The organism is Vibrio sp. 10N.222.55.B11, assembly GCF_041473705.1.
In the GTDB taxonomy this organism is placed as follows: domain Bacteria; phylum Pseudomonadota; class Gammaproteobacteria; order Enterobacterales; family Vibrionaceae; genus Vibrio; species Vibrio crassostreae_C.
In genome coordinates, this window is sequence record NZ_JBFRST010000004.1 from 156,666 (window position 1) to 181,873 (window position 25,208).

The following is a 25,208-nucleotide window of genomic DNA, read 5'->3' on the forward strand; positions in this document are numbered from 1 at the left end:
CTAGGCAAGTTAAAGCATATGTTAAGCGCTGTGAAGCCAACGGGCATCGAGTCGATCAATGTTGCACCTGCATTCCCCGATGACTTCGTTGCTGCAGCTGATATGGATACAGAGATAAACATTTATTTACTAGAAGCTGAGGGATTACATAAAATTCTATCCGCATTTAAACAGCGTAGAAACCCCCAATTTTTCACCTAAATTATTGACTATAAGGTGGGCTACTGAAAGCTGTGCTTGACCTCAAAATTGCTCTAAACACTGTTTATTGTCCGTTGAGACCTAGGGGGGACCGCTAGGCATTTAATTTCTCCATCATTTAAAATTCTTGATGAACTAGAGCCAGATGGTTCACCTTCGCTAAGTCTAATATTGATGTATATGGCAAGGCCTGAAACAGCTAGACACTCTACTGGCATTAGGAAAAAGTTGGTCAAATGATGCTTAACAGAACTGTAAGGTCAACCCATCGTAAGAAAATTTGGAGCAGAAGTGCTTCATAGTGATTTTTGCAACAGGCTGTTGCAAAACTGGGATTGGAACTTGCAATGCAGCTTGTTGCACAAATAAATCTCACATTGGTTTCATGCGCTCTAAACACGTCTTGGGGCATAAATAATTTACGAAGCAACCTATACCGCAATTTTGCAATAGCCTCTTGCAAAAATAGGTGTTGGACAATTTGGCAACAAGCTGTCGCCAAAATCATTCTCATGATGTCTTCATGTGTTCTAAGTACGCAATGGGGCATTTCTTAGTTACAGATTGCCGCGGATGAATGTTTATACTAAGGTGCCATGAGTTACCCAACAACTTTAAAGCTGACAAAATACAAACTAGATTCCGTTGGGTATATCTTTCGTAATAGCCATTTGAGCATAAAAACAAATGGTAAATTCTCCGCTTTGGCATGTTTTCTACAGAGCTTTTCAAACTCAACATTCTCAACATCAACTATTTCTAGTCTGCAGATTTTCCGCTCATCTTCGAGAGTAAATGCTTCAACAACCTGTCCAGGGTAATAATGGCTTTCAGATTTATCTCTAATCGTTGCAGTTTTTTTACCAGAAAGAATCTGGCGCTCTAACCTAGTGAAAAATGTCATTCTATCCAATGATTTACACCAACTCTCTCCAATGTCTTACAAGTTTACACCAGCATTAAATGAATCGGCAATAAGCTCTTTCTTTTTTAAGCTTCAATCTAACCCAATGGACTAGTGAGGGAAATCATTGGGGATATTTTCTGTGTCGCATAACTTTTAATATGGAAAAAGTCTGTGAACAGGATATGAATGAGTGAAAGGTCTACCAAATAATGGGGCATTTCTGAGTTACGAATATGGTGCCTGAGAAGGTTCTGGACAAAACCTTGCCAGTGCTTTTGCTAAATTAGAAAACCATCAATAATTACAGGTATGGCAAATTTACTTGTGAAGATCTAGTGCGATGAGTAACATCGCACTAGCAAAAGTATTGGTTTATGTTTAGGTTCGCACTAAGTGCCGTTAAATAGACCTCATCAGTACAACCATTTAATCGCTTTCATTCCTTCAATTTCTGTTGACCGTGAAAGATTAGATAGGCATAAACCAGCGTCTAAATACGGCCTCTCGCCGTATAGAAAGCGTTATCACAGGCGGCATTACAGCATATAGCAAGGATAGATTATGGAAGAATACTGGAATCCTATGGTTCCCGAATTATCGGTAAGCAATTTTGAAGCGTCATTATCATTTTACATCGATGTACTTGGCTTCTCTGTACGGATTAAACGAGAAAACCCTGATTTTGTATACCTTGAACAAGAACAGGTTCAAATCATGCTAGAACAAATCACAGACTCAGGTTGGAATACTGGCGAGTTAGTCGCTCCATTAGGACGTGGGATTAATTTTCAAATAGAGCTATCAGATTTAGAGCCATTGCTTAAGAGGTTAAAACAAGCTCAGGTGCCTTTCTTCCGTGACTTAAAAGAAACATGGTATGACATTGGTGAAAAGCTATCAGGTGAACGGGAGTTTCTTATACAGGATCCAGATGGTTACTTATTAAGGTTTACTCAACACCTTGGAGAGAAAGCGAAACCGTCGAAGTAGTTTTATACAAGCGTTTAAGACAGATTCCCAACGCTTGGCGTTAGAAATATTGGTAGTTATTATTCCTATTATAATAAATGTGTGAGTTTGCTATCAAAAACAGCCCTCAGACCACCTCAAGCGCTCATAGCGAAGATTTTAGATACTTGTTCAAGGCTAGTTGCTGCCATAACGACTTGTAAGTTTGTGACGCTTTCAAAGCGACTTACAGTGCAAAAATTAGCAAATTCATTTGAGCTAAGAACCGCACTCTAACACCCATTTTTGTTCTTTGTGAGTGTTGGGTTTCAGATTAGTTCTATTTGCTCAAAACCCACTCGCATGTGAATTTAGACTTTTTGGCGAAAACAATTTAGGGGCACTTTCGAGTTAGAAAGTGCCACGGGTAAAAATTCAATCCGAGAAGCTTTTGGACACTTCCATTTTAGCGAGATAGCTAATTTAGCAAAGCATAAATTACTCAAGGTATGGAAAAAGTCGTATATGCTTGTGTCTAATATGACTGGAGCAGATCACTGTTCAAACAAGACACGACTAAGTCAGCTAGTATGGCAAGGAAAAAGAAAATGGCAGGGCTAGATGATGATTATCGCTCAGCCCTTCTGGAGTCAGGGATTAAAATGCGCTAGCCGTGGTCCTGTAGCCCATGTCGTGATTGACTCGACAGGTCTAAAAGTGTTTGGCGAAGGTGAATGGAAAACTCGCAAGCACGGCAAAGAAAAGCGGCGCACATGGCGTAAACTGCACCTTGCTGTAGACCCAAAAAACCATGATGTAATTGGTGCTGAAGTTAGCCTTGTTTCGGTAGGTGATAACGAAGTTCTCCCTACGTTACTCAACCCATTAAGACGTAAGATACATCAAGTGTCAGCAGACGGAGCATACGATACGAAAGCCTGTCATAAAGTCTTGAAGAACAAAGGATGCAAACCAACTATCCCTCCTCGCTCAAATGCAGGGCTGTGGGAGGAAGGGCATCCAAGAAATGAAGCAGTTAAAGCCTTAAAATGCAATGCGTTAGCCAAGTGGAAACGCGATAATGACTATCATCAAAGAGCGATTTCAGAGACAGCCATGTACCGATATAAGCAACTCAATAGTGCTACATTGAGTCTACGATCTTACAATGCTCAGGTTGGTGAAATCCTCGCTGGTGTCAAGGTCATGAACAAAGTCATAAGACTAGGTATGCCCGTAAGAAATGAAGTTGCTTAATTGCTCGCAGCCCTTGGGGTTACTACGCTCTTAGGGGAGAATTGATCAACAACGCCCTTCCATAGTATACTCATTCAAGCATGGAGCCTCCGAAGCTAACTAGCCCCATCAGAGAGCAGTTAACCATCGAGATTAATGTCATTAGTGAATTGGTTATTTTGTTGTTTTTTAAACCTCTAAATTGAAAGGATTCAATATGGAAATACGATTTGATAGAGCTCTAATAGTAGCTACTTTAACTGCTTTATTGTCAGGATGTCCTTTAGACGGTGATAATGGTGAAGCTGGAACTACAGGGTTGGCTGGTATAAATTGCTGGGATACCAATCAAAACCGAATTAATGATCCTGATGAAGATCGAAATTTTGATGGTGTTTGGGATGTTAAGGACTGTTCTACTACTCAACAAACAACTCAAAGCCTAGATGTGGCGCTTAATCATCAACATTTTTGTGAAGCTTTTGCTACATTAGGCCGATATCCTGAAGGGTGCCCCTCAAATTCTCATACTGTTCCCACAGGTACACTTCAAAGAATTGCGGAAAATGATTTTTACGATGATGGTCGCAATGGATATGAAAGTTGTGCAAACACACCAGACAACGGGCTCTTGAGCATTGTTTACAATAGCACGCTAGATCAGTCGTACTTCGAGCTAGAAGGCGGTTATATTGCTAGCCAAAGTACAATGTCATTACAAGATGTTATTTTGAACAACTCTTGTTTTAATGCTTGTGATGCCGACGCGAACTGTGTCGCTTCTTTTGCAACAAAAATAACTCCGGAAGCACTTACATGTAATGTTTTTTATCACTCAGATACAGTAAGCGCATTCAGTTCACTATGTGGTGTGAGTGGAGTTCCTAATACAACACCTTCTGAACTTTGCCTTTTGGCTCTTTCCAGCAACCTAATATGGTCTGCAAAGTGCCTGTAATATTGAATAGATAGGTATTAAATGCTGCAAAGACAGCGCTTAATACCTATTGTGAACAAGTTCGAAAACTCTGTCTTGTTCAGCACAATCAAGACTAAGCAAGGTATGTTATTTTCCAATATTTGAAGTTATACATGAATTGCTAATATTATGTTTTCTCAAAATGATTTATGTCCAAAAAACTGTTAGCAGGGCCGAGCTTTAATGTGTGATCACCAAGCGATTTTGTCGAGAATTGATGTATAGGCGGTGGTGATTTTACTACGAGTTGTTCCTTAGTTCGTGGAAATTTGAAGTTTTTCAATGCAATCTTATGCAAGCTAACACTGGAAATCTCATTGTAACTATCTGAAAGTTAACCAGATTTATTCAAGCTCATGCTGCAAGCATCATGTTTTTGATTGCGACGTTAGTGTATCTCGCAGATGAATCCTTTACTGGCACACCCATCAGAGCCGATCTTATATTAAGCATTACTATTCAACCTAATTTTCTATAATTTGATCACATATTTTGTGACAACACAGTGTAATATCCGTTTATTTTTTAGCCATCACTATAATGACAACGTTGCGTAATTTTAAAGAAGTGAAGATGCGTTGTTTATTGTTAATACTATTAATCTTGCCCGTAGGGAGTGCGTTCGCTAAGGACAAGGTGTCTTGGAATATGGGCGTTCTGGATATTCAGATGTCGCAGGGGCAAACTCAGATATTTGATTTGGTTTTATATAATTTACCCGAGGTTGAAGGGGCTAAGCTGCACGTTGTACCTGCGCTGCAGGAGTGGATATCTGTTCAACCTTCTATTATCGAAGACACCAGTGAGCAAGAGCATGAACTAAAAGTGCTCGTAAGTATCCGTTCCGATAGTCCTATTGGCACGTTTGATGGTGTCATTCAGGTTAGGGAAATTAAAGCGGGTAAGCCTAAAAATGTTCTTCCTATGTCATTGCCTGTATTTCTAAGAACTGTCTAGGGTCAGGTCTTGCCTTTTGCCACTCATTACTTTTGGTATGTCAAAGCTAACAAAGCACCATTATTTGAACTTTGAGGCGCAACTCATTTCGGGGCAGAAACGAGTTACGATCCTAGCCCCAGTACACTTTGAGCGTAAGAGAACGCTACTTGATTGGCGTCACAACTGAGTTTTCACTTAATAGTTCTTGCTGTAAATCAAACACCCTGAAACGCAGCCTAGCATTTTCAGCCTCTAACTGTTTCCGTGCCTCCACGGCATTGTTTCGTTGCACCCTGTATTTATCCTTAAGCTCATTGGCTTTTTTTAATTCGTGTTTTAGCCTATCAATCTCAGATAAAGGGACATCTAGCTCAATATCTAAGCCTGTTGTCATCGCCTTATCACGGTTGAGATTGTATTCGTCGATAACAGCTTTAGCGTAAACCACGAACTCTTTGAACTTATGGACATAGCTATTGCCGAGCTGGGCTTCATTATTGATTCGGTTTAACGTGAGCTTGCCCGTTGCCTTAACATGAAGCGGCTTACCATCTAATAGTCGCTGAAATGCATTGACCAGTAACCCTTCTGCCTTGCAGGTTGCCTTATACTCAACTTTCATGACCATACCGCCTTAATATCATCATTGAAGCCATCAAATGGGATGCTGTGTTTGACCAATGTAGGTTCAATGGACTGAATCTTCTTTTTTCTGGCATCCAGAATCAACTCATTGGCATAATCACCCATATCATTGATTGCCCGGAACGAAGCAATGAGGTTGTCCCGCTCCCTTGAAAGCCTTTTAGCCGCTTTATCCGTGATTACCTTATGCTCACAGGGGGCTTCAACAATATCCATCAGTGAGCAAAGGCGCTCACAATTACGGTTGGTGCAGTAGCCACCTGTAGGAAGTAATACAATGGATTTCTCACCAGACCTTACCAAAGCGAGCAATTCACTTCGGGACATAACAATTTCTTCCCCTTGTGCTAGCCGCTCTGCTTTATTCTGGGCTATGCGCTCACCTTCTGCACCGCTTAAGGTATCGGATACATTGTAAATCTCATCCCATGCGTCCACTGCTGAGTTTTCAATGGCTTCATCAACTTCACTCATTAACTTTGTATCCATCAGCAGTTGGTTGGTACGCGCCAGTTCGGAATAATTCGCGTACCAGTTGGACATATTAATATTGCGGTGTTTAAGTTGGTATTTTACTGTAAGCGCATTGCCCAGTCGGTTCTTCACCATAAAGACCACAAAACTCCTTCGTAAGCCATGTGGACTAAGCTTTGGTAAACCGCCTCCAATCTTTAAACTTCCTGCTCGTTCTGGATTTAACAGGTCGAATTCGTCAACGTCTTCGGCGGTCGCAGTAATGTTGAACTCTTTCATATTCAATGCATCACTAGCCCCGCCAATACTGTATTTTAGCGATGCTTTATTTATGAGCGCTTCACTGCCATAAGGGATGTCAGAAGAAATAAAGGCACTTTCAAGGTCTTGTTTCTTTGCATTATATTGGTCTTGGGTTAACAGACCATGTTGAAAACCGTCATCCAGTCGTTCTAAACTGTATTTTCTCGCGGCTTGCGTGGCGTCATAAGCTAGCTCCAGTGCCAGCTTTGCGATAGGGGCAGTATTCCACGTCGTATAAATTCTTTCACCCTTATTTCCCTTTGTCGAAAACCCTGAGACCTTGGGCACAGCAGCTAATGTATCGTCATAGCTCTCTTTGTTCATGGAGAGCAGCTCTTCCTTTCGGGCGGCGGAGAATAAGCCAATACAGATAAAGCACATCCTGAGCATTGCTCCTAACCAATTTCCACGCCTGTGAAAGGAGAAGTTAGGAATGGCTTTCCGTTCAGGCCACCTTCTTGATCTGCGTGACATCCTTATGGTGAATGCCGTCATTTGCCTCACGTTAAGGGCACTTACATCGAGTGCTTTTAGCTCAACGTTGAACATTTCATCCTGATAGGTGTATAGCTTCTCCATCGCCTCTGAAATCTGATGGCGATATGGGTGATAGGTTTCCACAAACTCAACAACTGTCCTTAAAATACTGACATGAATCGCTTCAGGAAATGCAATGGCCTGACCGTTACCAGCATCAGGGTTAACCCACTTGGTATACTCCCGTTTATGGACATAACGCGTTACAAGACCCACTTTATTCAATGCATTAATCGTAGACGCAATGTGTTGGCACATACCTACACCGCCAACCCCATGTAATGCTTTAGTACACTTTTTCCACTCTCGCTCGCTCGAAAGCAAGCTGAAATCACTTTTTCCCCAGCGTGTTGCGATGGTGTTTAATCGATTCCTTGTATTTGCCAACGAGCTAACAGCCGTATGGGAATTGGAGTTTGACTTTTTCTTTTGCCATTGCATCAGCGCATAGAGGTAAGACTGAATATCAAGGCGATACTTCTCACCAATATGCCTAAAAGAAACTGTTTTCACATTCTGGTTCAGGGCGTGGAAATCCCACTTTGCATCAAAGACTCGAGAAACACCTTTCCCGTCAGAGTCAAACGTCACATACGGGTTTTCAACAAGTTCTTGGCGAAGCTGTATAAGCTTTTCAGACATAAAATTACCCCTTAAAGAATTGGCTTGCGCTGGCTCGGTCTTGATAAAGCGGGTGGTACTCACCGTCATCCACTTTCTGTTTTGCTTGAGCGTAGTTTTTAAGTGCTTTTTGTTTCAGCCTGAGAAGGACTTTTTTCAATATCCCCTCCACCACAAAATACTCATCCTTCGGTGCGGAATTACTTGCCACCATCTCTTTGAGGTCTTCGATTTGTTCTAAAAATGACAGCATCAACCAGATATCATTTTCTGACGCCACTAATTTATGGTTGTCACAATCAAAGCAAGCAAGAAAATCCGTGCAACGTCCCGTATCTTTGGAAAAATCGATGCCCAACTGCTTCATGCGCCTTGCTTCCGCAATAAGCTTCTCTGGTGTTGCCCCTGCGCACTTGATGCCACTGGGCGTTGTCATTAATGGCTGCTCTTTGCTTTCACGGCTGCGCAAATTCTTATAATCATAATCTGACAGAATATCGCTGCGCATCGCCTTTGCACCCTCGATGGCTTTTCCAATATCCTCCCCCTTGGCAATAGCGTATTGTGCACCCATCGTGGCATTAAGGTTGTTATCATGGTCTGCCTGAACACCACTAGAGTAGCGTCGGGCGACAACATTTATTTCATTATTCAGCCCCTGTGACACAAGGAAGATATCCTCAGTGACTCGCATCAGTACATCAGATTTTGTTGCCCTGAATCGGCTTGTACTAACCGTTAAGCCAGTTATCTTCTCAAGCTGAGTATTGATGTAGCCAATATTTGTACAAGAGTTATTGAATGTCCAAACCTCACCATTGCCATTAAAGAAAGGGCACAGCGGCAGCTCATTTGACAGCGGGATACCCAGTGATTGGTACATCACTTTAGATGTTTTTAGCCATCGGGTAATCAACTCTTTAGTTCGCTGGCTAAAGCCAGCGCTATTATCTAAATCCTTATAGCCTGCCCTGAACTTCTCACCGTCAAAAACAAACCGCCCACTACCAATACTCTTAAATGAAACATCCTTATGCTGTACGTTAGCGAGCACCGATGTATTCATGCCTGTCAGCATTGAGAACACGAAAAACCAATTGCGTGATGCCTGATTATAAAATACCTGTCGATGAAGTCGCTCATGTGGAAGCGAGGCATCCTTTAGGTTTGCAGATATGGATCTCATGCACTGCTTGAAGCCCTTTTTCTTGTCTGCACCTTGCCTTAATGTCCAGCCATTACGCTTTGCTTGTTCATCAAACCGCTCTTCATCAAAGAACGGATGAATATCTAGCAACTCATTGTTCTCAATCGCTTCCTGAAAGGCCACAGCGCCTTTAACCAATATTTTGGATAACGGCTTCAGCTCTGTTTCCACATGAAACGATTTATTTGCAACCAAAGGGAGTGCCGCAACTTCTGGCAGTACCTTAAGGTCAGCTTCTCTGTTCCACTGCCTTAATAAGAAAGATAAGCCGCTTTTAATTTGCGCTGCTGCCGATACCTGCTCACCTTTCTCGCTTAATTTATTGAAGTGCTTTAAGCAATCAATCATGACGGCATTAGTAAAAAGGTCACCGTGATAACCAATGCCATCAAGATACAGGAAGTAGGTAACAAGCCCAGAAAAATAACCCTGCTTTGACCAGTTTTCAGGTAAGGAGTTTAGCCGTTGGTGAATTTCCCTAACGATACCATCCCGATTCGCCAACACGCCACTCCCTGATTCAATCTGTTTCACTGTCGGGACATGACGGTAGCGCAGCCGGTGAGTGTAGGCTTTACGTCCATTGCCATAATCTAAAACCATATCTTCAAAACGAAGTGGGATGATAGGTGCGCTGGTCTTCTTTGTTGTAATTTTGGTACGCTTACGTCCCTGCATCATACTGCCACCTCCAAATCATCAAAAGCGCCAATATAGTCCAGTACATCCTCGTAGATTTCATCGGCAGAGGGCATATCCTGTGCAATTTTCAGGTATTCCATCGTCGTCGCCCTATCTTCATGGCCTAGCAACACTGACACCCTATCCAATGCATCATCGGGTGTGATTGAAGGGTTACCACGCTCATCCTTTTTATTTAAAAGGTGGCGGAATACATTCACGGCAAATGTTGAACGCAGATTATGTATAGAGCCGACAATAGGCTGGTCAAGACCTTGGGTTAGGTTTGCTGTGTTACGTATTTCAACCCAGCGCCCAGTAAAGTCTTGTAACCGCGTAAACATGGGTTTCCCAGACTGGGTAATAAACAGGTATTCCAGTTCGGGGTTGATTGCATCATCACCCTCAAAGAAATGCGTATGACCTGCCTCAGCCTGCTCCTTGCACCATACTTTGAATTTCTCAAGGCGCTTTTGATACCTGTCAGACTGCGAGTAATCGTAAAGCATCTTCATCAATGCGGCGGGGATAATGGTAACGCGGCTTTTATTCTTCTCTGCGAAGCCCTCAGCTGTCTTTGTGAGTGACTGATACTTATCACCGACACCCAAGTCCATAACAGGCTTTTTAAACACCTCTTTGCCATCCTGAATCATGGTCTCAGGATTAACTATCTGCCCTAAATGAAGGCTCGCTGCTTCCTCACGGCGTAACCCTGTATTGCGGCAAATCATTGGGTGTAGGCAAAACTCAATAGGCAGTGAATGCAGTTTATTATTGTCACCATGACGAACTACCCTACGGGACTTCATTAATATGTTTTGCAGGATGTTCCATTCATTATTAGTAAACGGCTTTAGATCACGGCGCAAGTTGCTGAGGTTTGTGCCGCCACTGCGTGATGACTTAGAAAACTTAATCCGCATATCCGTCGTATGTACCTGCTTACGTTGGTAAGCTTTCATACTGGATGCAGATGCTGCGAAATGGATATTCACTGTCTCAAACTGGAAGGGAGGGTTATTAAAGCGGATACCTTGGCGAAGACAGTGTTTGTAGAAACCAACAACACTACTCATATATTGCCTAGCCGTTGTTTTAGCCAATACGCCATTAATAGCGAGCTGCTTTATTCCATCTCGATATTGGTATGTTACCCGTTCTTGTTTGTTACGAGGAAAGATACTCCATTCTGGACGGGGGTCATCATAGATAGGGTCAAAGTCCCCTTCATCGTATTCAGCATCCCACCCTTCCTGTTTGTCCAATACAAAACTGAAGTAATGGGCAAGCCCCTGTGCGTCTGTACCAAGCTCAAGTACGCCATCATCGATTGCTTTCGACAATAAGAACTCATTGACCATGTCTAATGGTTGGTAGCTGATTAGGTTGTCTTTGTCGTCATACCCAGCGATATAGAGTAAGGGGAGTTTCTTGATTGGGAGCGTATTGCCATTGGCACGGTAGGTAACCTGGGGTTCACCATTCTCATCAATGGACACTAAAGGTTTCTTGTAAACGAAGTTAGGGATAGATGAAATTTGAATTTGGTAGTAGGTATCCATACCACGCCTCACTGAGCAATAACAAACTACAGTGAAGCTTAGTATGGATTCTCAACTTTAAAAGTTAATTAACGCTTTTTAGCCCATTCAGGTAAGTTTTGGATGTGGTCTTCCCAATCGACAACATCGATTTCGTATACCACTTTGTTACGAACGCTTTCACCTGCTGCATGCATCTCTGTTTTTGATCCGGTGATCAACGGGTGCCATTCAGGAATCGGCTTAGATTCTGATAAAAGGCGGTAAGCACAAGTGTCTGGTAGCCAGTGAAACTCATCGATCTTGTCACGAGTCAGCTTCAAACACTCTTCACCTGAAGTGAAGCGGTTCGGGTAATCTTTACACGAACATGTTTTGTCGTTTAACCAGCTACACGCCACATTGGTGTAGTAAACTTCATCGCTATCTTCATCCATTAGTTTATGTAGGCAGCACTTACCACAACCGTCGCAAAGTGATTCCCACTCATTCTCGGTCATCTGTTCTAGTGTCTTTTCTTGCCAAAATGGATTCGTCATAGGATTACTTCTTACTCTTTTACTGGGGTGCGTGTTATACCGCTAGCCCATAAAAAGTTCAAGGATAATAATTGTTCATTCTTTGATTCAATCAACAGCTGTCACTCTCATCATTTTTTGCTACTATCGCGCACCCTGTTATTTAGTGAGTTTAATTTGATGGAATGTCGCCTAGGTTGTGGAGCATGCTGTATCGCTCCAAGTATTACATCTGCTATTCCTGGAATGCCTAATGGTAAGCCTGCTGGGGTACGCTGCATCCAATTAAATGAGCAAGATCTCTGCAAATTATTTGGTCAACCTTCACGCCCGAAGGTATGTCACCAATTCAAAGCTTGCCCTGTCATTTGTGGTAAAACCGACCAAGAAGCCCTTGATAACCTGATCGAGTTAGAAGCCATTACCTAAGATTATCTGACCTTTTCTTCCTCCTATATATCTAAGATTTCACAATTCTTCGAAATCTAAACTATCTTGTTGATACTGGTACAGATTAATAAGGATCGTTATGAATAGGTATATCGCAGAAATGTTCGGTACATTTTGGTTGGTGTTAGGGGGTTGTGGTAGTGCCGTCTTGGCCGCTGCTTTTCCCGATGTAGGTATCGGCTTACTCGGGGTTTCCCTCGCGTTTGGTTTAACCGTACTCACCATGGCTTTTGCTATTGGCCATATATCCGGCTGTCATCTCAACCCTGCTGTTACAATAGGTCTTTGGAGCGGTGGCCGCTTTGATGCCAAAGACGTCGCACCTTACATTATTGCCCAGGTCATTGGCGGTATTATCGCGGGTGGTGTGTTATTCGTGATTGCTTCAGGCCAAGCTGGTTTTGACGCTGCAGCATCTGGCTTTGCTTCAAATGGTTACGGTGAACACTCACCGGGCGGCTATTCACTTACCGCTGCACTGGTCTGTGAAGTGGTCATGACCATGGTATTCCTATTCGTGATCATGGGCGCAACTGATTCAAAAGCGCCTGCTGGGTTTGCACCCATTGCGATTGGTCTCTGTTTGACCTTGATTCACCTTATCAGTATTCCTGTAACCAACACCTCTGTGAACCCTGCTCGAAGTACCGGCGTGGCTGTATTTGTCGGTGATTGGGCCGTTTCGCAATTGTGGCTATTCTGGATTGCACCGATTATTGGTGCCGTGATTGGCGCGATGATATACAAAGCGGTAAGAGGTTCAGATTAAGCGCTGAAAAACGTCTAAAGCAATAAAAGAAAAAGCCGCTTAGTGATGCTTCACCAAGCGGCTTTTTTAGATCTTATGACGACCGAGTAAGGAGTGCGAAAGCGTGGTGCCATCCACCAGCTCTAGCTCACCACCAACGGGAACACCATGAGCGATACGGCTAGCGTTCACTTCATGGGCATTACATAGCTCAGCAATGTAATGCGCTGTCGCTTCCCCTTCAACTGTTGGGTTAGTCGCTAGGATTACTTCCGAGATATCACCACGACGCAGGCGGTAGTCCAAAACATCAAGACCGATGTCGCTTGGACCAATACCATCAAGTGGTGAAAGATGACCCATCAATACAAAGTAACGACCTGAATATTGGCCAGTTGCTTCGATAGCTGCAATGTCTGCAGGGCTCTCTACTACACAGATTTGACCATTTTCCTGACGTTTAGGATTGGTACAAATGTGGCAAGTATCTTCTTCAGTAAAAGTACGGCACTCATTACAGTGACCAATTTCGGTCATTGCTTGGCTAAGAGCTTCAGCCAACTGTAGGCCGCCTTTTCTATCGCGCTGTAACAAATGAAAGGCCATACGCTGCGCCGACTTGGGGCCAACCCCAGGTAGACAACGTAAGGCCTCCATCAAATGCTCCAGCATATGACTGGTACGCATATTTAACCGTTCTAATGTTCAAGTAATAGCCTGTTCAACACAAACCACCACCTGAATTAACCTTTAAGAATAAGTTACTTAGAAAGGCATCTTCATACCTGGTGGAAGTTGCATTCCACCAGTTACGCTAGCCATTTTCTCTTTTTGAGTTTCTTCAACGCGACGAGCCGCATCGTTGAAAGCAGCAGCGATAAGATCTTCAAGCATCTCTTTATCGTCTTCCATTAGGCTTTCATCGATATCAACACGGCGAACGCTGTGGCTACCAGTGATCGTTACTTTTACAAGGCCAGCACCTGACTCACCTGTAACTTCCATATTTGCGATTTCTTCTTGAAGCTTTTGCATGCGCTCTTGCATTTGCTGGGCTTGCTTCATCATGTTGCCCATACCGCCTTTACCAAACATGTTAATACTCTCTGGTCTAATTGGTTTATTAAAATTAATTAAGCTATACGAGCTTAAATGGGGGTTAAAACAGTGTGATTCAACCCCTCGATGTTCAGTTCTCAGATTTGCTTATCTGGGATGATACGCCGGTCACTAAACAAGAAAACGTTCTAGATAGGACGAACGCTGTCTCTGTCGAGTTCAGCGGCAAAACGTCTTTCAATGAACTGTACGTTGGCATCGTTTTCTAAAGCGGTAAACGCGTCTTTCAACTTACCTTGATACAGTCGTTCTCGTAATTCTAGCGGCGTTTCTCCACCATCACCGATTTCAACACTCAAATGACACTCTTCTCCAAGCACAGTATTGAGAGACTGCAATAGCTCACTCTGCGCACGGTCGGTATTCAAATGAGCTTGGCTCGCTCTTAACGTTAAAGTGATTGATGTGTCGTTTTTAGTAAAAACTGAGTTCAATGCTAACTGTTCAACAAGCTTGGCTGTCTCTAGCTTTTGAATCGTGGCTGACCATTCATCTTGAGCAATCGACTCTTGAAGCAATTTATCGACCATTTCTGGTGTCTTAATATGCTCCAACGCACGCTTGATCTGAGTAGGTGTAAGCTCTTTGCTCACCTCTTTCACTACAGGTTTAGACGGTTTCCAGCGATAAGGTTCATTATCGTTGGTCACATTTTCTGTCGAAGAGGATGATAAAGAAGCTGGCGACACCCGCTCAGAACCACCGTGTTGCTGAGCAACTCGATCAAGAACTGAAGTTTTAGCTGGTGTCGCTTTAGCCTTTTTTGGCGCCGAGCCTTTGTTTTCTGTTGCCGAACTGCCTCTACGTTGAGAACGTAATTGGTGGCGTAAACCACTCACAGGCGAAGTTGCACGCGCTGGCTGCTCTTGCGGAGCAGAAGGTGCAGCGCTTGGCTGTTGAACCGGACTCTGGTTTTGATAATTCGTTTGTTGCTGCTGAGGCTGCTCTGCACCGTAGCTTGGACGCTCATCATAAGCAGGAGGCGCGTCATACTGGCTATGCGGGTAATCCTGCTCAGGATAACCTTGGTTGCCTGAATGTTCAGCGTAACCTTGCGAATCTGAATACTGTGCTGGATTCTGCTGCGGAGTCTGTTGCACGGGTGGCTGCTGCATAGCTTGCTGTTGAGGCGCCTGTTGTTGCATCTGAGGCTGTCTCGGAGCTGCCATTGGCGCAGGTTGACTCACTGACTGAGCAACGTTCTGAGCTTGAGCTGCTGGAACTGGCGCTGGGCTTGCCGACTGAGTCGAGATTGCCGTAGCAACCGCTTGTTCAGCTGGTCTAAATGCCAACATGCGTAAAACCACCATCTCAATACCAACGCGAGCGGTTGGCGACAATGGTAAGTCTTCACGACCTTTCAACACGATCTGGTAGTAGAGTTGAATGTCTTGTGGGCTAAGCGCTTTGCTCAGTAGTTCAAGCTTCTCAGCGTCAGGCTGTGCCTTATCTAATGTAGATGGCAAAGCTTGGAACATCGCAAGACGATGCAGTTGGGCCGCAAGCTGATTCAGCAAACCATCCCACTCAACACCGTTCTCAGCAAGGCTTTGGATACACGCCATCGCTTGCTGTGGCTGCTTACTGCTAATCGCTTCAAGCAAGTGGATAGCTTGGTCGGTATCCAGTGTTCCGAGCATGTGAGCAACAGTATCTGTTACGACATTGCCATTACCCAATGCGATAGCTTGGTCTGTAAGGCTTAGCGCATCACGCATACTGCCATCAGCAGCATGAGCAATCATTCCAAGCGCACGAGATTCAGACGTCACATCTTCTTGTTCAAGAATATGATCGAGCTGCTCGTGAATATTATCAACGCTGATCGGCTTAAGATGGAACTGCAAACAACGCGACAAGATCGTTACTGGAAGCTTCTGTGGATCCGTTGTTGCGAGCAAGAATTTCACATACTCAGGCGGCTCTTCTAAGGTCTTTAGAAGCGCATTAAAGCTGTGCCTAGAAAGCATGTGGACTTCATCGATTAGGTAAACCTTGAAGCGACCACGTGCAGGCTTGTACTGAACATTGTCCAGAAGCTCGCGGGTATCTTCTACCTTAGTTCGTGATGCCGCATCGATCTCGAGCAGGTCAACAAAGCGACCTTCATCGATTTCTTTACAGGTTGCACATTCACCACAAGGTGTTGAGGTAATGCCTGTTTCACAGTTGAGTCCCTTAGCAAACAAACGACCGATGGTTGTTTTACCAACACCTCGTGTACCGCTGAACAGGTATGCGTGGTGCAACCTATTCTGGCTAAGGGCATTCTCTAATGCTGTTAAAACATGGGCTTGACCAACCACTTCTTTGAATTTGGTTGGTCGCCATTTTCGCGCTAACGCAAGATAGCTCATGAATAATTCCGAAAAGGATTAATGACCGTCGAATTCGCAGATGCTAAACACTTCTAGACCTAAGCCTTGTAAGCGCTTGTCACCACCGATTTCTGGAAGGTTAATAACAAATGCAGCGTGTTCTACCACACCACCAAGCTGACGAATCAACTTTGTTGTTGCTTCAATCGTACCGCCCGTTGCTAGCAAATCATCAACCATCAACACTTTATCGCCTTCAACGATAGCATCAGTATGGATTTCTAGAGTGTCGGTGCCGTACTCAAGCTCATAAGATTGTGCCACAGTTTGACGAGGCAGCTTGCCCGGCTTACGAACAGGAATGAAGCCAACACCTAGCTCAAGTGCCAAAGGCGCACCAAATAGGAAACCACGAGCTTCAGTACCAACGATCTTAGTAAAGCCCATGTCCTTGTATGTTTCCGCTAGCAGGTCGATAGTCGCTTTGTAAGCTACTGGATCTTCCATCAAGCTTGTTACGTCACGGAACAAAATACCCGCTTTAGGGTAATCAGGAATGCTTTTGATGCTTGCTTTGATCAGAGAGATTTTTTCTGTGTTCATAATCTTATGCACTTCATTAGGCCGCTTTCCAAACTCTCGTTAACGAATCAAACATCAACGCTCGGAATTAAGGAAAGGTACGATTGGTATTCATTGCAACGAGAGTCATAACTCTGATTGCTGAAATAATAAACGCCCGCTATACAAGCAGGCACACTGGCTTAATGGTAGTGATTTTCTTTGCTGTCAGCAACCAACTCATGGGTTGGAAGTCGCATAAACCATGTGAGAAGAATAACAAGTACACAAATTAGGAAAGCCTTGACCCAAATGATAGGGGCAAAGTAGATGGATAACGCAAAACTCAACAAGATAAAGAATACGCCACGCGTTTTAACTTGTTTGGTGACGGCACCGTGTTGATACCAATTGTTCAGCAAAGGACCCAGCGTTTTGTGCTCATGCATCCATTTATGAACTTTCGGATTGCTTCGCATGAAGCATGCGCTGGCAAGAAGGAGAAAAGGAGTGGTTGGCAGAACGGGCAAAACTATCCCTAGAACTGCGAGAAATATACAAAGGCCACCAGCAATATTGAGGCTTAAAACTCGAACGCTAATTGTGGCCTCCTTGAGTTAGCTATCACCAATCGGCGACGACAGCTTAACTAGAATGTTGCGTAACCATTGAATACACGGATCAACGTAAGTGTTGCTGGTAGCAATGGAATCATTAAAAATGCGGCTAAAAATCCTAAAAAGTAGAATACATTAAACGGGTCTTGAAAGTCTTTGTTATCTGCCATGATTGCTTCTTGTTTTTGTTAGTGAAGGTAAGTATCCGGCGAACCAAACCCGCTTTGCTAAATCGACATTTAACAAAAAAGGCATAGCCACACCATTTGCGCAACTATACCTTAATCAATTATTCACAAAAACCGAGGAAATATAGGGTTAATCAGTAGACCCTTGGTGTATGTCTAAACTAAAACTTGCCGCTCCAAGTAGGCTCAACGACAGTTGGCAGCCCTGTTCGATCGGAAGGTCCCGCGTAATAAAGTTCTTCTTGCAGTTCTCACCCAAGCGCTCACCTGCTGCAATATATTGATTCAATTCACCATTCGACCATTGCCCGTCTAGACCCGCAGGCAAAATGGAGATGGTTCCCTCGGCAAGGTCAGCAACACCTAACAAGGCATTCACTGGGGTGGAGCATTTAGAGCAACGAATCCCCTTCTCTAAGATTTCAGCAATATCTTTGAGATCAACATTAAAATCTTTTCTGTTTCTTATGTAATCGTGGAACAGCGCTCTCACTAACAATGTTGTCGCGGAGCCGCCATTATCAGACGACGATGAATCGACGAGGTAAAAAGCAAACTGCCCGTTCATCATCCACGCATAGTCAAACACAAGTGGCATCATCTCTGTTGATTGCAGTAACCGGTAACTGCAACGCCATGAGCCTTGTCGCGTATCTTTCTCTGGAAGCAGCGCATGCAGTAAGTCTTTTGCTGCGCTTGGGTTATCTTGAAGGTAATTCAGGTGCCAATGCAGTTCTTGGTCTTCAGGGATCTCTCCCCCATCATCCACACAGAACCATTGGCTCGAAAAATCTCGTTGGTCTGAAATGTTATCGAACGAATCTGTCAATGTATTCGCAATCGCACTTCCTAGGTGACGGTGATCCTCTAACGGCTTCGCCAAGAAGTCTTTAATACCAAATCGCAAGGCTTTCGCCACGTCAGACATATCATCAGTGCCAGACACAACGATCATAGGCAGTGACGGGTACTCTAAACTGAGCTCTTCCACAAGCTCTATGCCATCAAGTATTGGCATTGATAAGTCACACACAATTAAATCTGGGGCTGAGTCTCTAAGTTTCTGCAAAGCGTCCAGTCCATTTTCAGCCTCAACCACTTTATAACCGACCTTGTCTAGGTACGCGCTGGTTATACGGCGAAAAATAGGATCATCATCAACCAACATCACGCATTTTTGGTTAATTACTTCCTGAGCCGAGGTCATTACTGGCTGACTGTGAGTTTTGTACATAATCTATAACCTCACAAAACTAAGTCGAATTATTATTGTTATCTGTTCTAAGAACTAATATAAAACTTAGTAATAAAATGCTAAATACACAAATTTGCACTCTTTACTGGTAATTCGTGACGAGGGTTGGAATACTTGTAAATAGTGCAACGAGTTGACGTAACGCAAACATTGATCTCACTGTTACGTATAAATTAGATGAGATTGTAAACAAATGTGTCTGGATTTATGAAATTAGATGATTTAAACCTCTTTCGACTCGTCGTTGAAAATGGGAGCTACACCGCAACATCGCGCAAGACTATGATTCCGGTTGCGACCATCACACGACGCATCCAAGCCTTAGAAGATTCTTTGAACCTTAGGCTTCTCAATAGACACGCGCGTAAACTTTCTTTAACAGAGGCAGGCGAACGTTTCTTCAATGAATGCTCTCCGCTGTTGCAACGTCTCTCTTCTACTGCAGAAGAGTTAACTGACGTGTGCAAAGGCGCTTCCGGTAAGATTCGTATTACGGCACCCTCAAACCTGACCAAGCGCATGATGATGCCAATGTTCAGTGAATTCATGATTCAATACCCTGATATCAATATTGAGCTGATGATGAACAACCAAGCGGATCAGCTGGATCCAACGGAGTGGGACGTAATTTTCCGAGTCGGCCCTCAGCGTGATTCAAGCCTAATCGCTCGAAAAATCAGTGAAGTCAAAGATATTCTTATCGCGAGCCCTGAGTACTTAGCGAAGAACCCAGCTCCAAGCCATGCTGAAGAGCTAGCGAACCATTCGCTACTCAAAGGCTACCCGCTGATTAAGTGGCAGCTGAGTAATTCGAATGAAGAGACGGTGGTGAATAGCGAGAAAGGCCGTTTCAACGCCAATGCGCTTAATGTCGTAAGACAAGCGTGCTCAGAAGGCCTAGGTATCACCCTGATGCCTGACGTGATGATTCGTGAATACATTGAAGATGGCAGCTTAGTGCAAGTTTTAGAAGACTGGAGCGCTAACCCTCGTGATATTTACATGCTTTATAACCACAAAGACCATCTACCAGAGAAAGTGAGATTGTTTATTGATTTTGTGATCGCATACCACATTCATTAAGGTCAATCCCCTTCTCTATAAACAAAAAACCAGAGCCGATGCTCTGGTTTTTTATTTTCTGTATCGCTAGCGAAACTCTGTATGACTAACGAAACGCTAGTTAAGCGCCTTCGTTGTGTAACTCTAAGTTAGCAAGATCTTGTTGAATCTCACGCTGAACCTTTGAGTCGTCATTACGCAAAGAGTCTAGGAAATCTAGGTACACTTGGTCGATATCGCCCGTTACATACTCGCCGTTAAATACAGAAGTATCAAAACGAGAGATGTCTTGATTGCCCATGCCCACTGCAGAAATCAGATCTGGTAGCGTTTGGAAAATCAAGGCGTCTGCGCCAATCTGCTTACAAATCGTTTCGTTATCACGACCATGAGCAATCAACTCTGTCGCGCTCGGCATATCAATGCCGTAAACGTTAGGGAAGCGAACCTCTGGAGCAGCTGAAACCATGAAGACCTTATTTGCGCCAGAATCACGAGCCATCTCAATGATCTGCTCTGATGTTGTGCCGCGAACGATAGAATCGTCAACCAGAAGAACGTTCTTACCTTTAAACTCAGAGCGAATTGCGTTGAGCTTACGGCGAACCGACTTCTTACGTTGTTGCTGACCTGGCATGATGAATGTGCGGCCAACATAGCGGTTTTTCACGAAACCTTGACGGTATGGCTTATTGATCGCTTGAGCGATTCGTAGCGCAATATCGTTTGATGTTTCAGGGATTGGAATAACTACATCAATGTCTAAGTCTGCGTACTCTTCTTTAATACGCATACCAAGCATCTCACCCATCTCAACGCGTGCGCTGTAAACCGAGATTTTGTCGATGAATGAATCTGGGCGTGCAAAGTATACAAACTCAAAGATACATGGGTTTAGTTGTGGGTTGTCTGCACATTGCTTAGTGAAAAGCTCACCGTCAAACGTTGCGTAGATAGCTTCACCTGGTGCTACGTCGCGCATGAAGTCGAAACCAACAGCATCGAGTGCTACCGATTCAGACGCAACCATGTACTCTGTTTTACCTTGAACTTCACGCTTACCAAGACACAATGGACGAATACCATGTGGGTCACGGAATGCGATCATACCGTGGCCGATGATCATCGCCGTTACGGCGTAAGCACCACGAATTGTACGATGCACATTTGCCACAGCGCGGAAAACGTCATCTGAAGTTACGTTACCTTTAACAGTATCGATCTCATGAGCTAATACGTTCAGTAGAACTTCAGAGTCAGAGGTTGTGTTTACATGACGACGGTCTTTTTCGAACAACTTCTCACGAACTTCGTTTGCGTTCGTCAGGTTACCGTTGTGCGCCAACGTAATGCCAAAAGGAGAGTTTACGTAGAAAGGCTGAGCTTCAGACGCACTTGAACTACCCGCAGTAGGATAACGAACATGGCCAATACCAACTTCACCTTGTAGGCGCTGCATGTGTTTTGCTTCAAAAACATCTTTTACTAAACCGTTCGCCTTACGCAGACGGAAACGATTGCTTTCTATGGTACAAATACCAGCGGCATCTTGGCCACGATGCTGCAATACCGTTAAAGCGTCATAAATAGACTGGTTTACAGGTGTTGAACCCACGATTCCAACAATACCACACATGTCCTAATCCTCGATTTTTCGACATTAACTGGCGCTAGAGCGCGCCAGATAAGAAACTAGATGTTGCTTGTAAATGCTCGAAGAACGGCGCAATGATTCGACTAAATTCTGGAACCAATTGCGAATTCTTCCACCACTCAGAACTTGGGAATGCAGTAAACGCATCCATGAAAAACAACACTGCAGAAACAATCAAAACACCACGTAAGCCACCAAAGACGACACCGAGGATTCTGTCTGTACCTGACAGGCCTGTTTTCTGAACTAGTTGACCGATGACATAGTTAACTAAGGCACCCACAACTAACGTTGCAACAAACAATGCTGCTATCGCAGTTCCGTTTCGAAACATCTCATCTTCGATATTGGTGAAGTACATCGCTAATTTAGCGTAGTACTGGCTAGCAATAAAAAATGCTCCAAACCAAATAACGAGTGACAAGGCTTCTTTAGCGAAACCACGAACTAAACTGATCACGGCAGAGAAGCCGATCACGCCTAAAATGACAAAATCTAACCAATTCATGAATTCTTCATCTTAAGTTGGCGCGCATTTTAACAGAAAAAATGCTGACGCAAACGTTTTCTTATGGATTTAACGGTTTAAATTTGAGCAACTGGCCTTTTGAACCCGTAATTTTTTCTAATTCCTTAATTTGTCGCTCAAGTTTGGATTTAGAGACATCCGGGCCAATAATTACTCGCGTAAAAGTTTTTTCTTGCTTGGTGTGAGCCTGATAACCGCGCTTTTGCAGATCCTTAACAACGTTTTTTGCGTTGTCAGCATTCTTCAAAGCCATCAATTGAATAATCCAAGCACTGTCTTGGTATTCATTTTTTTCAGGTACCGGCTTAACCACAACTGCCACTTTGTCTGCTTCTTTATCATTAGAAGAAGACGCGGTTTGCGTGTTTGAATTATCAGTACGACCACTTTCAACCACTTGCTCAACAGGAGAATCCGGTAGCGCTATCTGATCTTCAACGGGATCGAGTACTTCAAACACTTCAACATTACTATCAAGCTCAGGCTTAATTGGAATGCTTGCAAACTCTTCTTTGTAGTGGAGCTTCTTACCATCTAGTACATCGGGCAATACAATCACACCAATGGCCACTAAAATGATGGTGCCGACTAACCGGCTTTGGAATTTACTTGCCATTTAGTTTCCTTTTTTCTGCCAATGCTCCAATACTTCACCCACTGTATGGAAAGAACCGACAACCAACACAACATCGTCACCTTTAACAGAAGCTAAAGCCGCTTCAAACGCTACAACAGGGTTTGAATACCGCTCTACACCTTCAGGTAAGCTTTGACACAATTCAGCGGCTGTTGCGGCTCGTGGGCCGTTCAGCGAAGCTGGGTACCAATGTGTTGTTATTGGAGCTAATACTTCCAATGTCGCGGGGATATCTTTGTCATGAAGCATGGCGACTACAACGTGTAAATTTTTGCCTGCATACTTCTTCGCGACTTGCTGCGCAAAGTACTCAGCAGAATGCGGGTTGTGTGCTACATCAAGCACAATCACCGGTTGTTCGCTAATTTGCTGCATACGCCCAGGAAGCTGCGCATTCTTCATGCCGTTAACCACGTTCACGTCGCTAATACTAAGCTCTGATGTGCCCAATGCCATCAACGCTGTTGCAGCGTTAGGTAACGGCAGGCTTGGAATAGGTAGCGATTCTAGTTGGAATGCACCACTGCGCCAGTTCCACGTATCACCGTCAACATCATAAGTGTATTGAATACCGACTTGGTAGAACTCAGCCTTAATGTCATCAGCGTGCGCTGCAACCGTAGCTGGTGGCTTGGGTTGACCACAGATAGCGGGTTTACCGCTACGATAAATGCCCGCTTTCTCAAAACCAATCACATTGATGTCATCACCTAGCCAGTCAACATGGTCGACAGCCAAACTAGTAATCACAGAAACATCATGCTCAACGATATTGGTCGCGTCTAAACGCCCGCCTAAACCCACTTCTAAAAGCACAACATCAACCGCTTCAGTTTGAAATGCACGTAACGCCGCTAAAGTGCCATATTCGAAAAAACTCAGGCTGATTTCGCCACGCTCTTTCTCAATGAAATCGAAAGACTGAACCATCTTTTCATCAGATAGATCTTGGCCGTTGATACGAACACGTTCGTTATAGCGAATTAAGTGAGGAGAGCTGTAGACACCAACTGAGTAACCAGCGTCCAATAGAATCGCTTCCATCAGTGCACATGTTGAGCCTTTGCCATTGGTTCCGGCAACAGTAATAACATGTTGAGCAGGTTTGGTGAGGTTTGCCTTAGAGGCGACGGCCTGAACTCGGTCTAATCCAAGATCAATAGCGCTTGTGTGGATGTTTGATAAATAATCAAGCCACATCTCCAAAGAGGATGTGGCTTGAGGAATAGGTTGTTGACTCATCTAACTCATAACCATAATTAAGTTGGTTTGTTAGAAGGTACTTTACCCTTTTTCTGGCGCTTCTGGTACTTCATAAGTAGCTTCATTCGGTGAATCGTTCACAGAAACTACTAATGGTGAAGGCTGGTTGGTCATTTTAGCAACAAGGCTTGCAACGCGCTGACGCATCTCACGACGGTCAACAATCATGTCGATAGCACCGTGGTCTAGTAGGAACTCACTGCGTTGGAAACCTTCAGGAAGGTCTTCACGTACCGTTTGTTCGATTACACGACGTCCAGCAAAACCGATCAGTGCTTTTGGTTCACCAATATTGATATCGCCAAGCATTGCCAAACTTGCAGAAACACCACCCATTGTTGGATCAGTCATAACTGAAACAAACGGTAGGCCTTTCGCAGATAGACGCTCAAGCGCAGCACTGGTTTTCGCCATTTGCATTAGAGACATCAATGCCTCTTGCATACGAGCACCACCACTTGCAGAGAAACACACTAAACCACAGTTGTTCTCGATAGCAGCATCTACCGCTTTCACGAAACGAGCACCAACAACAGAACCCATTGAGCCGCCCATGAATGAGAATTCAAAAGCACACGCTACGATAGGTAAACCCAATAGTTCGCCTTTCATTGCAACTAATGCGTCTGTTTCACCACTGTTTTTTTGAGCAGCAGAGATACGTTCTTTGTAACGCTTAGAGTCTTTAAACTTCAGCTTGTCTTGTGGCTCAAGATCAGCACCTAGTTCAACACGCTCACCTTTGTCTAGGAATGTATCCAGACGACGACGTGCTTTCATGCGCATGTGATGGTCACATTTTGGACATACTTCTAGGTTACGCTCTAGTTCAGCATGGTACAGAACCTGCTCACAAGAAGTACATTTCGTCCAAACACCCTCAGGGATAGACGCTTTACGAGATGTTACGATGTTGCTTTTTTCTAAAATCTTTTCAAGCCAACTCATGGAAGACCTTTTTGTTTCGATTCTTCCGCTTGATTGCGAAAGAAATAAATTTGGGAATTATGCGTGGGAATTAAAGCACATAAAACAGCGACTGTAGATAAAAAACTGGTTGTACCTAT

25 protein-coding genes and 2 pseudogenes are annotated in these 25,208 nt (G+C 43.9%); 9 read left to right on the forward strand and 18 right to left on the reverse strand.

Annotation, left to right across the window (positions count from 1 at the left end; translation table 11 throughout):
* The first annotated feature begins 18 nt into the window (after window positions 1-18).
* The gene (locus AB4503_RS01835) at window positions 19-201 is read left to right on the forward strand and encodes a hypothetical protein (protein WP_029203028.1); all 183 of its coding nucleotides are present in this window, start codon (window positions 19-21) and stop codon (window positions 199-201) included.
* A gap of 601 nt (window positions 202-802) precedes the next feature.
* Here AB4503_RS01835 and yqfB read toward each other — a convergent pair.
* Window positions 803-1,105 (reverse strand): N(4)-acetylcytidine aminohydrolase, encoded by a 303-nt coding sequence (gene yqfB / locus AB4503_RS01840; protein ID WP_102353401.1) that lies wholly within the window; start codon window positions 1,103-1,105, stop codon window positions 803-805.
* 564 nt (window positions 1,106-1,669) lie between these two features.
* On the opposite strand from yqfB, the gene AB4503_RS01845 reads away from it, so the two are divergent.
* From AB4503_RS01845 to AB4503_RS01865, 5 genes and pseudogenes are all read left to right on the forward strand, one after another.
* Window positions 1,670-2,098 (forward strand): VOC family protein, encoded by a 429-nt coding sequence (locus AB4503_RS01845; RefSeq protein WP_017028791.1) that lies wholly within the window; start codon window positions 1,670-1,672, stop codon window positions 2,096-2,098.
* Between the two features lie 512 nt (window positions 2,099-2,610).
* Window positions 2,611-2,727: pseudogene (locus AB4503_RS01850) on the forward strand (ISAs1 family transposase); the annotation flags it as partial.
* 1 nt (window position 2,728) lies between these two features.
* Window positions 2,729-3,313, forward strand: a pseudogene (locus tag AB4503_RS01855) (IS5 family transposase); the annotation flags it as partial.
* Between the two features lie 196 nt (window positions 3,314-3,509).
* Window positions 3,510-4,250, forward strand: a complete 741-nt coding sequence (locus AB4503_RS01860) for a hypothetical protein (RefSeq protein WP_372113482.1) — start codon at window positions 3,510-3,512, stop codon at window positions 4,248-4,250.
* A gap of 657 nt (window positions 4,251-4,907) precedes the next feature.
* Window positions 4,908-5,228 carry a hypothetical protein gene (locus tag AB4503_RS01865; RefSeq protein WP_372113483.1) on the forward strand — a complete coding sequence of 107 codons (321 nt, stop codon included), beginning with the start codon at window positions 4,908-4,910 and terminating at the stop codon, window positions 5,226-5,228.
* 145 nt (window positions 5,229-5,373) lie between these two features.
* Here AB4503_RS01865 and AB4503_RS01870 read toward each other — a convergent pair whose 3' ends face one another.
* From AB4503_RS01870 to AB4503_RS01890, 5 genes are all read right to left on the reverse strand, one after another.
* Window positions 5,374-5,832, reverse strand: coding sequence for a hypothetical protein (locus AB4503_RS01870; protein WP_372113485.1), 459 nt, complete (start codon window positions 5,830-5,832; stop codon window positions 5,374-5,376).
* Entirely contained in the window at window positions 5,829-7,811 is a 1,983-nt protein-coding gene (locus AB4503_RS01875; protein ID WP_372113487.1) for a hypothetical protein, read from the reverse strand. Before AB4503_RS01875 ends, AB4503_RS01870 begins: the two co-directional genes overlap by 4 nt.
* Before the next feature lie 4 nt (window positions 7,812-7,815).
* Complete coding sequence (locus tag AB4503_RS01880) at window positions 7,816-9,678, reverse strand: hypothetical protein (protein WP_372113488.1); 1,863 nt, start codon at window positions 9,676-9,678, stop codon at window positions 7,816-7,818.
* Window positions 9,675-11,243, reverse strand: a complete 1,569-nt coding sequence (locus tag AB4503_RS01885; RefSeq protein WP_372113489.1) for a site-specific integrase — start codon at window positions 11,241-11,243, stop codon at window positions 9,675-9,677. The genes AB4503_RS01880 and AB4503_RS01885 overlap by 4 nt, the downstream gene beginning before the upstream one ends.
* Window positions 11,244-11,311: 68 nt before the next feature.
* Window positions 11,312-11,761 carry a YcgN family cysteine cluster protein gene (locus tag AB4503_RS01890; protein WP_372113491.1) on the reverse strand — a complete coding sequence of 150 codons (450 nt, stop codon included), beginning with the start codon at window positions 11,759-11,761 and terminating at the stop codon, window positions 11,312-11,314.
* Window positions 11,762-11,920: 159 nt separating this feature from the next.
* Between AB4503_RS01890 and AB4503_RS01895 the strand changes: the two genes are divergently transcribed.
* A complete protein-coding gene (locus AB4503_RS01895; RefSeq protein WP_017059389.1) occupies window positions 11,921-12,169 on the forward strand; it encodes a YkgJ family cysteine cluster protein in 249 nt (82 codons plus the stop codon).
* Between the two features lie 100 nt (window positions 12,170-12,269).
* Complete coding sequence (aqpZ, locus tag AB4503_RS01900) at window positions 12,270-12,959, forward strand: aquaporin Z (protein ID WP_017099207.1); 690 nt, start codon at window positions 12,270-12,272, stop codon at window positions 12,957-12,959.
* Between the two features lie 66 nt (window positions 12,960-13,025).
* On the opposite strand, the gene recR is transcribed toward aqpZ, so the two are convergent.
* The 7 genes from recR to AB4503_RS01935 form a co-directional block, all read right to left on the reverse strand.
* Window positions 13,026-13,625 carry a recombination mediator RecR gene (gene recR, locus AB4503_RS01905; protein WP_019823189.1) on the reverse strand — a complete coding sequence of 200 codons (600 nt, stop codon included), beginning with the start codon at window positions 13,623-13,625 and terminating at the stop codon, window positions 13,026-13,028.
* Between the two features lie 78 nt (window positions 13,626-13,703).
* Window positions 13,704-14,033 carry a YbaB/EbfC family nucleoid-associated protein gene (locus AB4503_RS01910; RefSeq protein WP_017062338.1) on the reverse strand — a complete coding sequence of 110 codons (330 nt, stop codon included), beginning with the start codon at window positions 14,031-14,033 and terminating at the stop codon, window positions 13,704-13,706.
* 152 nt (window positions 14,034-14,185) lie between these two features.
* Window positions 14,186-16,414 carry a DNA polymerase III subunit gamma/tau gene (gene dnaX, locus AB4503_RS01915; protein WP_372113493.1) on the reverse strand — a complete coding sequence of 743 codons (2,229 nt, stop codon included), beginning with the start codon at window positions 16,412-16,414 and terminating at the stop codon, window positions 14,186-14,188.
* Between the two features lie 18 nt (window positions 16,415-16,432).
* Window positions 16,433-16,978 carry an adenine phosphoribosyltransferase gene (gene apt, locus AB4503_RS01920; protein WP_017062340.1) on the reverse strand — a complete coding sequence of 182 codons (546 nt, stop codon included), beginning with the start codon at window positions 16,976-16,978 and terminating at the stop codon, window positions 16,433-16,435.
* 161 nt (window positions 16,979-17,139) lie between these two features.
* On the reverse strand, window positions 17,140-17,511 hold the full coding sequence (locus AB4503_RS01925) for a YbaN family protein (RefSeq protein ID WP_029225617.1): 372 nt from the start codon (window positions 17,509-17,511) through the stop codon (window positions 17,140-17,142).
* Between the two features lie 74 nt (window positions 17,512-17,585).
* Window positions 17,586-17,723 (reverse strand): hypothetical protein, encoded by a 138-nt coding sequence (locus AB4503_RS01930; protein WP_017067606.1) that lies wholly within the window; start codon window positions 17,721-17,723, stop codon window positions 17,586-17,588.
* A gap of 148 nt (window positions 17,724-17,871) precedes the next feature.
* On the reverse strand, window positions 17,872-18,975 hold the full coding sequence (locus tag AB4503_RS01935) for a response regulator (RefSeq protein ID WP_372113495.1): 1,104 nt from the start codon (window positions 18,973-18,975) through the stop codon (window positions 17,872-17,874).
* Between the two features lie 228 nt (window positions 18,976-19,203).
* Here AB4503_RS01935 and AB4503_RS01940 point away from each other — a divergent pair, with 228 nt between their 5' ends.
* A complete protein-coding gene (locus AB4503_RS01940; RefSeq protein WP_017062344.1) occupies window positions 19,204-20,079 on the forward strand; it encodes a LysR family transcriptional regulator in 876 nt (291 codons plus the stop codon).
* A gap of 100 nt (window positions 20,080-20,179) precedes the next feature.
* On the opposite strand, the gene purF is transcribed toward AB4503_RS01940, so the two are convergent.
* From purF to accD, 5 genes are all read right to left on the reverse strand, one after another.
* The gene (gene purF, locus AB4503_RS01945) at window positions 20,180-21,694 is read right to left on the reverse strand and encodes an amidophosphoribosyltransferase (protein WP_017062345.1); all 1,515 of its coding nucleotides are present in this window, start codon (window positions 21,692-21,694) and stop codon (window positions 20,180-20,182) included.
* A gap of 34 nt (window positions 21,695-21,728) precedes the next feature.
* The gene (locus AB4503_RS01950; RefSeq protein ID WP_009848678.1) at window positions 21,729-22,220 is read right to left on the reverse strand and encodes a CvpA family protein; all 492 of its coding nucleotides are present in this window, start codon (window positions 22,218-22,220) and stop codon (window positions 21,729-21,731) included.
* A 61-nt stretch (window positions 22,221-22,281) separates the two neighbouring features.
* Window positions 22,282-22,857: an SPOR domain-containing protein gene (locus tag AB4503_RS01955; protein WP_017063432.1), complete on the reverse strand. Its 576-nt coding sequence runs from the start codon at window positions 22,855-22,857 to the stop codon at window positions 22,282-22,284.
* Window positions 22,858-24,120, reverse strand: a complete 1,263-nt coding sequence (folC, locus tag AB4503_RS01960; protein WP_017062347.1) for a bifunctional tetrahydrofolate synthase/dihydrofolate synthase — start codon at window positions 24,118-24,120, stop codon at window positions 22,858-22,860.
* Between the two features lie 42 nt (window positions 24,121-24,162).
* Window positions 24,163-25,089: an acetyl-CoA carboxylase, carboxyltransferase subunit beta gene (accD, locus tag AB4503_RS01965; protein WP_017062348.1), complete on the reverse strand. Its 927-nt coding sequence runs from the start codon at window positions 25,087-25,089 to the stop codon at window positions 24,163-24,165.
* Between the last annotated feature and the right edge of the window lie 119 nt (window positions 25,090-25,208).